This window comes from Streptomyces sp. NBC_01384, from assembly GCF_045040035.1.
In the GTDB taxonomy this organism is placed as follows: Bacteria; Actinomycetota; Actinomycetes; order Streptomycetales; family Streptomycetaceae; genus Streptomyces.
Genome location: NZ_CP109559.1, coordinates 3,756,243 through 3,770,948, shown reverse-complemented (window position 1 = coordinate 3,770,948; position 14,706 = coordinate 3,756,243). Strand labels below are relative to the sequence as shown.

Here is a 14,706-nt window from a genome sequence, read left to right as displayed (position 1 = left end):
ATACGGACACGGACGACGGCCGCCCTTGCTCTGCTGGTCCTGACGACCGGCTGCGGCGCCGTCGACATGACCAAGCAGGCCTCGCCCTTCGCGGGTGCCCAGGGCGCGAAGACCGTGACCCTCTCCGTCCAGTCCTGGGTGGGCGCGCAGGCCAATGTGGCCGTCGCGCAGTACCTGCTGGAGCACGAGCTCGGCTATCGCGTCGACACCGTCCAGGTCGACGAGGTCCCCGCGTGGGACGCGCTCAGCCAGGGCCGGGTCGACGCCATCCTGGAGGACTGGGGCCACCCCGACCAGGAGAAGCGGTACGTCGAGGAGAAGAGGACCATCGCCCCCGGCGGGAACCTGGGGGTCACCGGGCACATCGGCTGGTACGTCCCGACGTACTTCGCCAAGCAGCACCCGGACGTGACGGACTGGAGGAACCTCAACAAGTACGCCGACCGGTTGCGCACCGCGGAGAGCGGCGGCAAGGGCCAGCTCATGGACGGTTCACCCTCCTACGTCACCAACGACAAGGCCCTGGTGGACAACCTGAAACTGAACTACCAGGTGGTGTTCGCCGGTTCGGAGGCCGCGCAGATCACGCAGATGAAGCAGTTCGCGAAGGAGAAGAAGCCCTTCCTCACCTACTGGTACTCGCCCCAGTGGCTCTTCAAGAAGGTCCCGATGACAGAGGTGAAGCTGCCGCCGTACAAGGAGGGCTGTGACACCGACGCGGCGAAGGTCGCCTGCGCCTACCCGCACACGCCGCTGCAGAAGTACCTGAACGCCGACTTCGCGAAGAGCGGCGGCAGGGCAGCCGCCTTCCTGAAGAACTTCAAGTGGACCACCGAGGACCAGAACGAGGTCTCCCTGATGATCGCGGGCGACAAGCTGTCGGCGCGGGAGGCGGCGAAGAAGTGGGTGGACAGCCACGCGTCGACGTGGCGCGCCTGGCTGCCCCGGTAGTTCGGCGCAGGGTGCCCCCCGCGGGGCACCCTGCGGGCCAGAGCCCCAGGCAGCGGGTGGTCGATGGCGGCGTACGTTCCTTCGTGCCCTCCGTCAGTGGCGCTGCCCCGCCTCGTAGTGGCCCGGGACCATGCGCGTGGTCACCCCGAACCGGTTCCACGCGTTGATCACCGTGATCGCGGCGATCAGCTGCGCCAGCTCCGCCTCCTCGAAGTGCCGGGCGGCCTTCTCGTACACCTCGTCCGGTACGAAGCCGTCGGTGAGGACGGTGACGGCCTCGGTCAGCTCGATCGCCGCCAGCTCCTTCTCCGTGTAGAAGTGCTTCGACTCCTCCCACGCGCTGAGCTGGACGATCCGCTGCGCGCTCTCCCCGGCCGCCAGCGCGTCCTTGGTGTGCATGTCGAGGCAGAACGCACAGTGGTTGAGCTGCGAGGCACGGATCTTCACCAGCTCGCGCAGCTTCGGGTCGAGCCCCTGCTGGGCCGCCGTCTCCAGCCGGAGCATGGCCTTGTAGACCTCGGGGGCGTACTTGGCCCAGTGCAGGCGGGGGCTGTGCTCGGGGGCGTACTCGGCGGTGGTGGCGGTGGTGGTTGTGGTGTTGTCGTTCGTCGTCATGCTCTTGACCCTACGAGCGAAGCAGCCCAGGAGTATGGTCCATTTCCATGGCGAAATCTTGGGCCACTTTGGGTGTCGACCTCCATGTCGAGCCGACCGGACCCGGCGTCCGCAGAGGTCTGACCGACGCCCTCCGCGAAGCGGTCCGCGGCGGCCGTCTCGCCCCCGGCACCCGGCTGCCCTCCTCGCGTTCCCTCGCCGCCGACCTGGGCATTGCCCGCAACACGGTCGCGGACGCGTACACGGACCTGGTCGCGGAGGGCTGGCTCACCGCCCGCCAGGGCTCGGGCACGAGCGTCGCGATGGGGGTACCTCCCACGCCTTTCGGGCAGTGGGGGAGTCCGGTGCCGCCGCCCTCCGCCGCCCCGGCACCCGGCCGCCGCGCCCGCTCCCGCCCGGCGTACGACCTCGTCCCCGGCTCCCCGGACCTGTCCTCCTTCCCCCGCACGGCCTGGCTGAAGGCCTCCCGTCGCGCGCTGACCGTCGCCCCGTACGAGGCCCTCGACTACAGCGACCCGCGCGGCCGCGTCGAACTGCGCACCGCCCTGGCCGGCTATCTGGCCCGGGCCCGCGGTGTCCGCGCCGACCCGGAACGCATCGTCATCTGCTCCGGCTTCGTGCACGGGCTGATGCTGCTCGGCCAGGTGCTGCGCGGGCGCGGACTGACGTCGCTGGCCGTGGAGCCGTACGGGCTCGACGCGCACTGGAGGCTGCTGGAACGGGCCGGACTGCGCACGGTGCCGCTCGGATTCGACGACCTGGGCGCGCGCACGGAGGAGCTGACGGACCGGGCGGGTGAGGCGACCGGCGTACGGGCGGTACTGCTGACCCCCGCGCACCAGTTCCCGATGGGTGTGCCGCTGCACCCCGACCGGCGGGCCGCGGTGGTGGACTGGGCGCGCCGCGGCGACGGTCTCATCCTGGAGGACGACTACGACGGGGAGTTCCGCTACGACCGCCAGCCGGTCGGCGCGCTCCAGGGCCTCGACCCCGACCACGTCGTCTACCTGGGCACGGCCAGCAAGTCCCTGGCCCCCGGTCTGCGCCTGGGCTGGCTGGTGCTGCCGCCCTCGATCGCGCCGGAGGTGGTCGCGGCGAAGGGCGGGGTGGACTGGTCGTGCGGGGTGCTGGACCAGCTGACCCTGGCGGAGTTCATCACCTCGGGCGCGTACGACCGCCATGTCCGCGCGGCCCGGCTGCGCTACCGGCGCCGCCGGGACGCCCTGGTGGCACGGCTCGCGGCGCGGGCCCCCGAGGTCCGGGCGACCGGTATCGCGGCCGGCCTGCACGTGGTGCTGCGCCTCCCGCCGGGCACCGAGCGGGCGACGCTGCGGGCGGCGGCGTGGCAGGGGCTCGCGGTGCACGGCCTTGACCGCTACCGCCACCCGGAGTCGACCGCCGGGCGGACGGACGCGCTGGTGGTGGGGTACGGGACACCGCCGGACCACGCGTGGCCGGGGGCACTGGACGCGTTGTGCGCGGCATTGCCTTTCGGTAATGCTTTGGACGATACTTTGGGCGATACTTTGGATAAGAAGGAAGCCGATGGTCCATTTCATGGATAGAGTCGCACCATGGGCAATAGCGACTCCATATTCCGTGTGGCCCTGAAGAAGATTACCCCCGATGTATCCGGTGCGATGGGTGCCCTGCACGGCGCCGCCGTTTCCGCGGCCCAGGACGCCAAGGTCGAACCGGAACTGCTGGAACTGATCAGGATTCGCGCCTCGCAGATCAACGGCTGCGCGTTCTGCCTCGACATGCACACCAAGGACGCCCGCGCCGAGGGCGAGACCGAGCAGCGGATCTACGCGCTGAACGCCTGGCGGGAGACCCCCTTCTTCACCGAACGGGAGCGTGCCGCCCTGGCGTTGACCGAGGCGGTGACGCTGGTCCATGACGGACATGTGCCGGACGCGGTCTACGCCGCGGCCGCGGAGGTCTTCGACGAGGCCCAGATCGCGGCGCTGATCTGGGCGGCCACGGTCATCAACGCGTACAACCGGATCGCGATCGCGACACGGATGGTTCCGGGCGGCTATCAGCCCGCGGGGAAGAAAAGCTGAATTCTGGCAGCATGGAGAGCGCCGGGTCGAATTCACATTTCGACCCGGCGTTATTCGTCCGGCTCCTGCTCCTTATGATTCAGCCAGCGATCGGCCGATATTCATTTGATCGAGTCGGTTGACTGATTCAGTTGAATGATTCAGTTGAACGAGTCAGTCGATCGGCAGCGGCTCCATCATGCCGTCCAGCCATTGCCGCCATTCCGGGGCGCGCACCGCCGGCGCCGCCGCCATCGGTCGTCCCGTCCAGCCCGTCACCGGCCGGATTCCGTGCAGTGCGTTCACCAGCCACACCTCACGGCCGTCGAGCTCGGCCACGGTCCGCTCGCGGTGGGCGATGCGGATTCCGGAGTGCCGGGCCCGTCCCTGGATGAGGCCGACGGTCACTCCGGCGAGGACCGGCAGCTGCGGCGAGGGCAGGCACAAGGTGTCGTCCTCCCACCACAGCACGCTGGCGGTGGCCGCCTCCAGCACCGCACCGCAGGGCGCGATCAGCACCGCCTCCTCCGCGCCCTCCCCGGCCGCCCGCCGCCGGACCCGGGCCAGGGTGTCCAGGTCCGGTCCCTTGCGACGGGGAACGGTCCGCGGATCGGGCTGCCCCGCCGCCCAGACCCGCACGCCCGTGCCGAGCGGCGGGGCGTGCCGCAGCAGCAGCCTCAACTCCATCGAGCCCGAGGCGAGTTCGACCCGGGGAAACCACTCCCCGGTGCGCGGCAGCGCGGCGGTCATGTCCCGCCAGAACTCCACGAGCCGGTCCAGCGGCGGGCCGCCGCAGTCGCCGCAGGCCCGCAGGAAGCGTTCCCGGTGCCGGTCGAAGCCGCGCATCCGGCCGTCCCGCAGCAGCCATGAGTCCGCGACGAGCAGCCGCCCACCCGTGGGCGCAGTGGTCGCCGGGCCGGAGGTCGGTCCACGGCCGGGCGACCACACCAACAGCCCCTCCGTGATTGCCGGTTGTGTCACTCCATGCCCCTCTCAGTACTTGCGCCCCGGCACGGCGGGCGCGCCGTGCCGGGGTCCGTACGGTGCGTGCTCCAGCCAGGAACCGCACCACGGCAGCACGGGCGCGAGGGCCGCCGCCGCACGTTGCTTCACCCGTACGATCCGGCGCCGTGGCCGCAGATGGTCCAGCGCCGTCCCGGCGGCGGCGCTGTTGAACAGGGCCGCCGCGCGCCGGACGTCACCGAACCCGGCGACTGCCTCCGCCGTCCCGGCGGCCACGGCCCGCGCGGCCGCCGCCGGAACATCGGGCCCAGGTAGAAACCGCGGTCGGCGAGCAGGGGCTGCTGCTGTCGCATGTGCCCGTTCCTTTCGGTCATCGTGTTGCCGGTGGTGGTCGTGGTCACCAGGCGCCCTGACGGACCAGGTGGCGGCGGAGCTTCCCGGTGGGGGTGCGGGGCAGGGACGGGACGAAGCTGATGTTCCTGGGGACCTTGAACGCGGCGAGGTGCTCGCGCGCCAGGCGCACCAGGTCGGCCTCCAGACCGGACGGACCGGACAGGCCGGTCACGCCCGACGGCAAGGGCGCGACGGGGACGACGAAGGCGCGCAGCCGGCTGAAGCCGCGCCAGTCGGTCATGGCCGCGACCGCGACCTCCTTCACCGCCGGGTGGGTCCGCAGGACGGCCTCCACCTCCAGCGGGGAGACGGTGATCCCGCCGACCATCTCCAGGTCGTCGGTGCGGCCCAGGTGCCGGTAGCTGCCGTCCGCCTCGCGGCGCGCCCGGTCGTGGGTGGCCAGCCAGCCGCCCACCAGGGTGCGTTCGGTCTCCTCGGGCCGGTTCAGGTAGCCGGGCGTCACCGTCGGCCCGCGCACCCAGAGTTCGCCCTCCGCGCCGTCCGCCACCGGCAGCCCGGCACGGTCGCGCAGCTCCACCTCGAAGCCGGGGACCGGACGGCCGACCGTGCCCGGGTGGTTGTGCTCGAAGCTGTTGGCGCAGAACGCGTGCCCGGCCTCGGTGGAGCCGATCTGCTCCAGGACCGGCGCGCCGAGCAGCTCGGTGACCTGCCTTCCGAGCCCCTCCGGCAGGCCTTCCCCGGCCGACATCGCGGCCCGTACCGAGCCGAAGCAGGCCGCGTGGCCGCTGCCCCGGTCGGCGACCAGGGCGGCGAACGCGGAGGGCACGGAGTAGAGCAGGGTCACCCGGTGCCGGGCGACGAGTTCATCGACGGCGGCCGGGTTCGGACGCCGGTCCACCAGGACGGCGGACGAGCCGGAGAAGAGGGGGAAGACGAACGCGTTGCCGAAGCCGTAGGCGAAGTACAGCTTCGACACCGACAGGGTGACGTCGTCCTGGGAGATCCGCAGCAGCCGCCGGCCGATGAGGTCGTAGTACGTCTTCGGGTCGCCGTGACAGTGCACGACCCCCTTGGGGCGGCCCGTGGTACCGGAGGTGTACTGGACGTAGAGCGGGGTGTGCGCGTCGACCGGGTGCGCGGCGGCGGGCTCGGCGTCGGCGGTGAGCGCGATCAGCTGATCGGCGCCGAGGCGTACGCGGTCGGTGAAACGATCCTCCAGGCCCGGTCCGGTCACACAGAGCACGGCCAGGGTGTCCTCGGCCATGAACGCGTGGTCGGCCGGGGGCAGTTCGGGGTTGACCAGCACGGCGACGGCGCCCAGCCGGGCGGTGCCGAGGAAGGCCGCCACCCAGGTGATGCCGTCGGGCAGCGCGAGCAGCACCCGGTCGCCGGGGCCCACTCCATGTCCGGCGAGCACGCCGGCCGCGCGGGCCGCGAGCTCGTGCACCTCGCCGTGCGTCCAGGCCCGGTGGCCCTGGTGGAAGGCGATCCGGTCGCCCCACCGGCGCCGCTCGGCGAGCGCGGCGAGATGGGCGGCGAGATTGCCGGGGGCGTCGGCGTCGGCGTCGGCCGAAGGCGGGATGACGTGAGAGCCCGTCACGGACTGTGCGGCCGTCACGGACTGTGTGGCCGTCACGGACTGTGCGGCCGTGGTGGACTGCGGGTCCGTCGTGGAGGTTGGGGTCGTCATCGGGCGGGCTCCTCGGCGACGGCCGGTACGGCGGTGCGCTCTTGCCGGGTGGGCACGGTGGCGCGCTCCCGATGGGTACGTGCGCCGGCGTGCTCCCGATGGGCCCGCATCTGCGCCGCCGTCTTCAGCAGCATCTCGTCGTACTCCGCCGCCGGATCGGAGCCGAGGACGATCGCGCCCCCGGCGCCCAGGTGCATCAGTCCGTCCGCGAGCACGGCGGTGCGGATGACGATGTTGAGGTCCGCGCCGCCGCTGCACCCCAGGTAGCCGAGGGCGCCGGAGTACACACCGCGTGCCTCGGTCTCCAGGGAGTCGATGATCTCCATGGTGCGGAGCTTGGGCGCGCCGGTCATCGAGCCGCCGGGGAAGCAGGCGCGGACGCAGTCCACCGTGTCCGTGTCCTCGCGCAGCCGGCCCTCGACGGTGGAGACGAGCTGGTGCACGGTGGCGTACGACTCGGTGGCCATGAGCCGGGAGACGCGTACCGTGCCGGTCCGGCAGACCCGGCCCAGGTCGTTGCGGAGCAGATCGACGATCATCAGGTTCTGGGCGCGGGTCTTGGCGTCCGAGGCGAGCGCGTCCCTGAGGCGCGCGTCCTGCTCAGGGGTGTCGCCGCGCGGTGCGGTGCCCTTGACGGGCCTGGCCTCGGCGACGCCGTCCCGGGTGATCCGCAGGAAACGCTCGGGGGAGGCGCCCGCCACGTCGAGGTCGCCGAAGCGCAGAAAGGCCGTGTACGGTGCCGGGTTGACCCGGCGCAGCACCCGGTAGAAGTCGTACGCGTCGGGCGGGGCGGGCAGCCGGGCGGCGTTGGTCAGACAGATCTCGTAGCTGGTGCCCGCTCGCAGTTCCCGCCCGCAGGCCTCGATGTCCGCGAGGTAGGTCGCCCGGTCGCGGACCAGCCACGGCTCGGCGGCGCCGGGATCCGGCTCGGCGGTCAGGGGTGCGTGGGGCTTCTCCGTGGAGACGAAGGTGAGCTGGGCGAGCGCGCCCTCCAGCCAGTCGACGGCCTCCCGCGTGGCCGCCGGGGTGTCCTCGGCCAGGCAGACGGCGTAGGTGAAGCCCTCCTGGTGGTCCACCGCGATCAGCCGGTCGGCGAACAGCCAGCAGGCGTCGGGGGTTTCGGCCCGGTGCCGGTTCGGGGAGCCGCATTCGGCCTTCAGTTCGTAGCCGAAGTAGCCGACGTAACCGCCGGTGAAGTCGAAGGGCAGACCGGTGGCGTCCACGCGGCGGTTCGCCAACTGCCGCTTGAGGTAGTCGAAGACGCTCGCCCGGACCTTGCGCGGCGGCCGCCCGGCCCGCTCGATCTCACAGCGGCCGCTCGTGACGTCGTACCGCACGAACTCGGACAGCGGCCCCGAGCCGTCGCCGAAGAACGAGAACCGGGACTGCCCTTCCTCGACCCGCGAGCTGTCCAGCCAGAACGACCGGGGGGCGGCGGCGTACATCCGGGTGAAGGCGGCCTCCGCGTCGATGGCGGTGGCGATCCGGCGGGTGTGCAGGCGGTAGACGGGGCCGACGGTCCGCGCGGGGCGGGGGATCGCCGCCGCGGAGCGGATGGCGGCGGCGACCGGGGTGACCGCGGTGTTCTTCGTACGGGGCTTGCGGGCGCGTTCCGCCGTGAGGTTGCGGAAGTTCATGAGCATCCGGCGGCCGTACTCGGTGAGGACGGACTCCGGGTGGAACTGCACTCCCCACAGGGGCCGGGTGCGGTGCCGCAGCCCCATCAGGACGCCATCCTCGGCCCAGGCGGTGGCCTCCAGGGTCTCGGGCAGCGGCTCGCGCACGGACAGCGAGTGGTAGCGGACCGCGGTGAAGTGCTGCGGCAGCCCCTGGAACAGGTCCCGTTCGTCGTGCCGGATCGTGGACAGATGACCGTGCCGGGGCTCCGGGGCGGGCAGCACCCGGCCCCGCTCGCCCAGCGCGATGCCCTGGTGGCCGAGGCAGACGCCGAGCACAGGGATCGTGGACTCGGCGAGCACTCTGGCGCTGAATCCGAAGTCACGTTCCGCGGCCGGGTGCCCGGGACCGGGCGACACCACCACATTGTCGAATTCCGCAAGATCCGGAATTCTGTCTGCGGGGGCGTCATTGAGGATCACCACCGGCTCCTCGCCGTTGACCTCGGCGATCAGCTGGAACAGGTTGTACGTGTACGAGTCGTAATTGTCGATGAGCAGGGTCTTCACCCGCCCACCTCCCTTTGGTCGTTCTCGGGCCTACGCGGTCCGTTTATGTCGTCCACGGAGTGCCTGGAGCGGTGGGTACAGCCATTTCTTGAAGAAACGCTGAAGGCGCGGCATGAGAATCCAGGTGACGAGGGCCGTCACACACAGGCACAGCAGCAGCGTACGGATGAGCGGATTGATGCCGCTGAGATAGGGGAGCACGGTCACATTGAATATGAGCACCGGCGGGAATACCGCGCTCATATTCACGAACCAGAGCTTCCATTTCGAGGGCGGGCGCGGCGCGGCCGGCGGGTCGGGTGTGCCGGTCTGGGCGTCGAACCACTTCTTGGAGTCCCGCACGCTCCGCCGGCCCGTCTCGCGGGCGAACGGGTCCGCGCGGGCGGTCCACTGCGCCCAGGTGATCGAGTCTTCCCAGGCCAGGGCCGACCCCTAGCTGTCGAAGCGGTAGACCACATGCCACTCCGCCTCTCCGTCGGCAAGTACTCCATCCCCTAGGAAGCCCGGTTCACGAGCGCTCGCCCGCAGCACGGCCCACCCCCATGAGTGGAAGTCGGTCTCGCGGCCGGGGATCACGTGAAACGCCAAGGTGACGGTAACGGGATTCCTGGTCACCCCACCGAATACGCACGGGCCTCGAGCCGCGTTCAAATCTTCAACGAAGTTTTTCCAGTGTCCTGATAGTTACCTTTTGGTTACCTTTTGGTTATCTTGATATCTTCTGCGCGGCGCTACTCCTGGTAACTCTTCGGAAATTCTTGAAAGCGCTTGCGAGGGTCGCCGATAAAGCTGCACGATCGCCATCCGGATAAACAGCCGGGAGGACATGGCGACGTTCATGGCGCACCATGTGTTCGCGGTATGGGACTTCATGTCCCTGCTGAAGTCCCTGCAACGGGAACTGACCTGCGTCGACGTCCCCTGGGTACCGCGCGGCACGGAGGTCGGCCGACGGCTGATCAACGACATCGTGCTCGTGGAGGAGAGCGACGAGCTGAACGGCGGTTTCACCAGCCACTTCGAGCTGTACCGCGCGGGCATGGCCGAGGCGGCGGCCGACACGACCCGGATCGACACCTTCCTCGCCTTGATCACCGAGGGCCACGACGTGTCCTCCGCACTCCGCGTCTCCCAAGTCCCCGCCCCCGCAGCCGAGTTCGTCCGCACCACCTTCGAGATCATCTCCGACCGGCCGCTGCACTGCCGGGCGGCCGCCTTCGCCTTCTCCCGGGAGGACCTCATCCCGGACATGTTCGACCAGGTCATCAAGAAGGAGGGCACCGACCGTTTCCCGCTCTTCTGCGACTACCTGGCCCGCCATATCGAGGTCGACGGCGAGGAGCACACGCCCATGGCCATGCAGATGGTGGCCGACCTCTGCGGCGCGGACGACGCGCGCTGGCAGGGGGCGGTCGAGACGGCGACCCTCGCCCTTGAGGCCAGGTCCCGCCTCTGGGACGGCATCGCGGAGGCGATGGCCTGAGGGCTTGAGGACTTGAGCGGTGCGCCGCGGCGGGCTGGCCCCCCGGGCGCGCACCAGCCGGGCGAGCCGGCTGAGGTGGGCCGGTTTGCGCACAAATCCGCGGCGGACCGGTTCGTCCCAGGTCTCGGACCCTGGCTGTGCCCCCGGCCCGGGGAATCGGACGCTGTCGGCGCATCCCGGTCGGCGTGGTGGGCGGTCTGGCCGGTGCCCCGGGGGCCATGGTGTGTGGCCCGGCGAATGTGACACTTGCGCGGCGAGTGTCACATTCCCGCGGCCGACCACCCGGCCGCAGCGGCTGCGCCAACAGCGCCCCGGAGGCCGGAAGCCGGGGGGCGGGGGTCGGGGCGCAGGTGGTGGGGACGGGAGTGGGGGTCAGCCCAGTTGCTTGTGCGTGTAGCCGCTCTCGTACGGGCGTGCTCCGACGAGTGGGGCCGGCAGCCGCTTTCCCGGCTCGGGCATCGGGGCAAGCTGGTCTGGTGCGAACTGGGGGCCGGGTAGGGGCCGCGGTGGCGAGGCGACGCCCGGCCCAGCCCCGTCGCCCCGTCGACCCGTCACGCCTCCTCCACCGGCGCCTCCCCGAACCGTGCCAGCGCCAACGCCCCCGCCACCGCCACCACGAACCCCAGCACGGCCAGCCACTCCAGCCCCTCCCGCGTACGGTCGCCCAGCCAGACCACCCCCACCAGCGCCGGCCCGATGGTCTCGCCGATGACAAGACCGGCCGTCGCCGTCGTCACCGAACCCCGCTGCAGGGCCGTGGTCAGCAGCATGAACGCGGCACCTCCCCCGATGAGCAGTGCGTACGTCGCCGGATTGCGGACCAGCGCCCCGAGCGCCAGCTCGTCGATCAGCCGCACCGACACCTCGACGACCCCGAACCCGAACCCGGCCCCCAGCCCGAGGACCAACGCCCGCCCCCGCCCCGACAACCGCCCGCCGACGAACCCGAGCAGCAGCACCACCACCGCGGTCCCCAGCATCCAGTACTTCAGCGTCATCGACCCCGCCTCGCCGCCCTCCGTCCCGGACGCCAGCCCGAGCATCGCCAGCCCCGCGCACACCACCCCCACCGCGGCCCACTCCACCCCGCTCAACCGCACCCGCAACAGCCGCGCGGCGACCACCGCCGTCACCGCGAGGCTCGCCGCCAGCGCCGCACCCACCGCGTAGATGGGAAGCGACCGCAGCGCCGCGATCTGCAGCAGGAAACCCAGCCCGTCCAGCGCGAGGCCCGCGAGATACCGCCACTGCCGCAGCGCCCGCAGCAGCAGCGCCGCGTCCCCGCCCGCGCCGCCGCTGCCTCCGGTGTCGGCTGCCGCCCGCGCGGCGATCGCCTGCAACACCGTCGCCGTACCGAAACAGACCGCCGCACCAAGTGCGCACACCATTCCAAAGAGCACGAAGTGACTGTAGTGACTGCAGGGGACGCCGAATCCCAGGGGGGGTCCCGCCCACCTGCCGCAACCGTTCTCTAGTCTGATCCCTTGCTCCAAGCAGGACGCACAGAAAACGACAACGGGGGATCGAAGATGGCGGACACGCGACGGCAACTGCGCTCGGGCACGGTCGTACTCGGCGGCATGGGACTCCTCGCGGCGGCCCTCACCGCCTGCTCCTCGGACCCCGACAAGCGCTGTGTCGACCGCGACAGCTACACCGCGGCCAAGGGCTACGAGGTCGTCGCCGACAAGAACTGCAAGACCACCACGACCTCCTTCAACGGCGGCTGGTACTACGGCGGCAAGAAGAAGAGCGGCTGGGTCGACGGCGGCTCCTTCACCAAGTCGAGCAAGGGTTCCGGCAGCAGCACCAGCGGCGGCAGCCACCACTCCGTCGACCGCGGCGGCTTCGGCAGCGGCAAGGGCAGGTCCGGCGGCTGAGCGACACCACGCCACCGGCACCGCACCCGTAGGCCGCGCGCCCAGCACCGATCGGACCCGTACGCCATGGAACGCCGCACCATCGAGCCCCGCCGCGGCTGGCAGCAGACGGTCGAGCAGCAGGGCCTCATCTATCCCCTGACCCGCTACCCGGACGACTCCCTGCGCCCCTACTGGGACGAGAGCGCGTACTACGTCTTCTCGCTCCCCGAGGTGGAGGAGCTGGAGGAGGTCGTCGAGGAGCTGCACCGCATGTGCCTGGCGGCAGCCGGGCACATCGTCACGGCGAACCGTTTCGCCGACCTCGGCATCACCGACCCGCGCGTGGTGCGGGCGGTCGCCGAGGCCTGGCACCGCCGCGCCGAACTGCCCTCCGTCTACGGCCGCTTCGACCTCCGCTACGACGGCACGGGCCCCGCCAAACTCCTGGAGTACAACGCCGACACCCCGACCTCCCTCGTCGAGGCGGCGAGCCCCCAGTGGTTCTGGATGCAGGACCGTTTCCCCGGCGCCGACCAGTGGAACTCCCTGCACGAACGCCTGATCGCCGCCTGGAAGAAACAGGCCGCCCTCCTTCCGCCGGGCAGCCCCCTCTACTTCGCGCACTCCGCCGCCGACGAGCTCGGCGAGGACCTGATGACCGTCGCGTATCTGAAGGAGACGGCGGAACAGGCGGGCCTCGACACCGACTGGATTTCCATGGAAGAGATCGGCTGGGACCCGCTCTCCGGCCGCTTCGTCGACAACCAGCTCCGCTTCATCCGCAGCTGCTTCAAGCTCTACCCGTGGGAATGGCTGACGACGGACCGTTTCGCCGACCACGTCCTGGACACCCTCGACAACGGCGGCGGTACGGGCACGACCCTGTGGATCGAGCCCGCCTGGAAGATGCTCCTCAGCAACAAGGCCCTCCTCGCCGTCCTCTGGGAGCTGTACCCGGACCACCCCAACCTCCTCCCCGCCTACCTCGACGGCCCCCGGGAGCTGGCCACGGACAAGGGGTACGTCGCCAAGCCCCTCCTCGGCCGCGAGGGCGCCGGGGTGACGGTGCACGAACCGGCAACCGGGACCGCCGCCCCCGTCCTACGCGACGACGAACCCTGCTGCTACCAGGAGCTGGCCCCGCTGCCCGCCTTCGACGGCAACCACGTCGTCCTCGGCGCCTGGGTCGTGGACGGCGAGTCGGCGGGCCTCGGCATCCGCGAGTCCTCCGGTCTGATCACCGACGAGTACGCCCGCTTCCTGCCCCACGTGATCCTCTAGCCGCCCCCTACGGCGCCCAGCACGGCGCGCAGCTGAGCCAGCCCCCAGTCCAAGTCCTCCTTGCTGATGACCAGGGGCGGGGCGATCCGGACCGTCACCCCGTGGGTGTCCTTGACCAGGACGCCCCGGTCCATCAGCTGCTCGGAGATCTCGCGTCCCGTGCCGTACTCCGGCGCGATGTCGACGCCCGCCCACAGCCCCCGCCCGCGCACCGCCGTGACATGCCCGGTGCCCGCCAGCAGCCCCAGCTCCTGGTGCAGATGCTCACCCAGTTCCGCCGCGCGCCCCTGGTACTCGCCCGACCGCAGCATCGCGATCACCTCAAGCGCCACCGCACAGGCCAGCGGATTCCCGCCGAACGTCGACCCGTGCTCCCCGGGCCGGAACACCCCGAGCACCTCCCCGCTCGACACCACCGCCGACACCGGCACGACCCCGCCCCCGAGCGCCTTGCCCAGCACGTACATGTCCGGCACCACGCCCTCGTGCTCGCACGCGAAGGTACGGCCCGTGCGCCCCAGCCCGGACTGGATCTCGTCCGCGATGAACAGGACGTTCCGCTCCCGTGTCAGCTTCCGCACCCCGGGGAGGTAACCGTGCGGCGGCACCAGTACCCCCGCCTCGCCCTGAATCGGCTCCAGCAGCACGGCGACCGTGTTCTCGGAGAGCGCCGCCCGCATCGCGGTCAGGTCCCCGTACGGCACGATCTCGAACCCCGGCGTGTACGGCCCGAAGTCCGCCCGCGCCTCCGGGTCCGTGGAGAAGCTGATGATCGTCGTCGTACGGCCGTGGAAGTTGTTGCCCGCGACCACAATCTTCGCCATCTCCGCGGGCACGCCCTTGACCCGGTACCCCCACTTCCGGGCCGTCTTCACCGCGGTCTCCACCGCCTCCGCGCCTGTGTTCATCGGCAGCACCATCTCCATGCCGCACAGCTCCGCCAGCTCCGCGCAGAAGTCGGCGAACCGGTCGTGGTGGAACGCCCGCGACGTCAGCGTCACCCGTTCCAGCTGCGCCTTGGCCGCGTCGATCAGCCGTCTGTTGCCGTGTCCGAAGTTCAGCGCCGAGTAGCCGGCCAGCAGGTCGAGGTAGCGGCGGCCCTCGACATCCGTCATCCAGGCCCCGTCCGCCGTCGCCACGACGACCGGCAGCGGGTGGTAGTTGTGCGCGCTGTGCGCGTCGGCCGAGGCGATCAGCCGTTCGGTGGTGGTCACGGAATCTCCGTTTCCTACGGCACAGGGGTCCCTACAGCTTTCCCTGCACAGCCCTCACTCCT

12 protein-coding genes and 2 pseudogenes are annotated in these 14,706 nt (G+C 70.9%); 6 read left to right on the top strand and 8 right to left on the bottom strand.

Annotation, left to right across the window (positions count from 1 at the left end; all coding sequences use genetic code 11):
• The gene (locus tag OG747_RS17085; RefSeq protein ID WP_405885572.1) at positions 1-951 is read left to right on the top strand and encodes an ABC transporter substrate-binding protein; all 951 of its coding nucleotides are present in this window, start codon (positions 1-3) and stop codon (positions 949-951) included.
• Positions 952-1,044: 93 nt separating this feature from the next.
• Here the strand turns inward: OG747_RS17085 and OG747_RS17080 are convergent, their stop codons facing one another.
• Complete coding sequence (locus OG747_RS17080; protein WP_405880207.1) at positions 1,045-1,566, bottom strand: carboxymuconolactone decarboxylase family protein; 522 nt, start codon at positions 1,564-1,566, stop codon at positions 1,045-1,047.
• 47 nt (positions 1,567-1,613) lie between these two features.
• Here OG747_RS17080 and OG747_RS17075 point away from each other — a divergent pair, with 47 nt between their 5' ends.
• Entirely contained in the window at positions 1,614-3,131 is a 1,518-nt protein-coding gene (locus OG747_RS17075) for a PLP-dependent aminotransferase family protein (RefSeq protein WP_405880206.1), read from the top strand.
• 9 nt (positions 3,132-3,140) lie between these two features.
• Positions 3,141-3,632 carry a carboxymuconolactone decarboxylase family protein gene (locus OG747_RS17070; RefSeq protein WP_405880204.1) on the top strand — a complete coding sequence of 164 codons (492 nt, stop codon included), beginning with the start codon at positions 3,141-3,143 and terminating at the stop codon, positions 3,630-3,632.
• Between the two features lie 153 nt (positions 3,633-3,785).
• Here the strand turns inward: OG747_RS17070 and OG747_RS17065 are convergent, their stop codons facing one another.
• From OG747_RS17065 to OG747_RS17045, 5 genes and pseudogenes are all read right to left on the bottom strand, one after another.
• The gene (locus OG747_RS17065; protein WP_405880202.1) at positions 3,786-4,592 is read right to left on the bottom strand and encodes an aminotransferase class IV; all 807 of its coding nucleotides are present in this window, start codon (positions 4,590-4,592) and stop codon (positions 3,786-3,788) included.
• A 12-nt stretch (positions 4,593-4,604) separates the two neighbouring features.
• Positions 4,605-4,868 (bottom strand): annotated as a pseudogene (locus OG747_RS17060) (monooxygenase); the annotation flags it as partial.
• A gap of 103 nt (positions 4,869-4,971) precedes the next feature.
• Positions 4,972-6,618, bottom strand: a complete 1,647-nt coding sequence (locus OG747_RS17055) for an AMP-binding protein (protein WP_405880201.1) — start codon at positions 6,616-6,618, stop codon at positions 4,972-4,974.
• Positions 6,615-8,804 carry an aminodeoxychorismate synthase component I gene (gene pabB / locus OG747_RS17050; RefSeq protein WP_405880200.1) on the bottom strand — a complete coding sequence of 730 codons (2,190 nt, stop codon included), beginning with the start codon at positions 8,802-8,804 and terminating at the stop codon, positions 6,615-6,617. Before pabB ends, OG747_RS17055 begins: the two co-directional genes overlap by 4 nt.
• Before the next feature lie 30 nt (positions 8,805-8,834).
• Positions 8,835-9,419: pseudogene (locus OG747_RS17045) on the bottom strand (antibiotic biosynthesis monooxygenase).
• Positions 9,420-9,600: 181 nt separating this feature from the next.
• On the opposite strand from OG747_RS17045, the gene OG747_RS17040 reads away from it, so the two are divergent.
• Positions 9,601-10,287, top strand: a complete 687-nt coding sequence (locus OG747_RS17040) for a DUF3050 domain-containing protein (RefSeq protein ID WP_405885571.1) — start codon at positions 9,601-9,603, stop codon at positions 10,285-10,287.
• Positions 10,288-10,838: 551 nt separating this feature from the next.
• Here the strand turns inward: OG747_RS17040 and OG747_RS17035 are convergent.
• Positions 10,839-11,675, bottom strand: coding sequence for a hypothetical protein (locus OG747_RS17035; protein WP_405885570.1), 837 nt, complete (start codon positions 11,673-11,675; stop codon positions 10,839-10,841).
• Positions 11,676-11,816: 141 nt separating this feature from the next.
• On the opposite strand from OG747_RS17035, the gene OG747_RS17030 reads away from it, so the two are divergent.
• Together OG747_RS17030 and OG747_RS17025 are read left to right on the top strand one after the other, a co-directional pair.
• On the top strand, positions 11,817-12,167 hold the full coding sequence (locus OG747_RS17030; protein ID WP_405880199.1) for a hypothetical protein: 351 nt from the start codon (positions 11,817-11,819) through the stop codon (positions 12,165-12,167).
• Positions 12,168-12,233: 66 nt separating this feature from the next.
• Entirely contained in the window at positions 12,234-13,430 is a 1,197-nt protein-coding gene (locus tag OG747_RS17025) for a glutathionylspermidine synthase family protein (RefSeq protein ID WP_405880198.1), read from the top strand.
• On the opposite strand, the gene rocD is transcribed toward OG747_RS17025, so the two are convergent.
• On the bottom strand, positions 13,427-14,644 hold the full coding sequence (gene rocD / locus OG747_RS17020) for an ornithine--oxo-acid transaminase (RefSeq protein ID WP_405880197.1): 1,218 nt from the start codon (positions 14,642-14,644) through the stop codon (positions 13,427-13,429). The genes OG747_RS17025 and rocD overlap by 4 nt on opposite strands.
• Positions 14,645-14,706 lie beyond the last annotated feature (62 nt).

Bases quoted from the DNA above. Each gene is read 5' to 3' on its own strand.
- OG747_RS17080 (WP_405880207.1), bottom strand. From the start codon at position 1,566: ATGACGACGAACGACAACACCACAACCACCACCGCCACCACCGCCGAG.
- OG747_RS17075 (WP_405880206.1), top strand. From the start codon at position 1,614: ATGGCGAAATCTTGGGCCACTTTGGGTGTCGACCTCCATGTCGAGCCG.
- OG747_RS17070 (WP_405880204.1), top strand. From the start codon at position 3,141: ATGGGCAATAGCGACTCCATATTCCGTGTGGCCCTGAAGAAGATTACC.
- OG747_RS17055 (WP_405880201.1), bottom strand. From the start codon at position 6,618: ATGACGACCCCAACCTCCACGACGGACCCGCAGTCCACCACGGCCGCA.
- OG747_RS17035 (WP_405885570.1), bottom strand. From the start codon at position 11,675: ATGGTGTGCGCACTTGGTGCGGCGGTCTGTTTCGGTACGGCGACGGTG.
- OG747_RS17030 (WP_405880199.1), top strand. From the start codon at position 11,817: ATGGCGGACACGCGACGGCAACTGCGCTCGGGCACGGTCGTACTCGGC.
- OG747_RS17025 (WP_405880198.1), top strand. From the start codon at position 12,234: ATGGAACGCCGCACCATCGAGCCCCGCCGCGGCTGGCAGCAGACGGTC.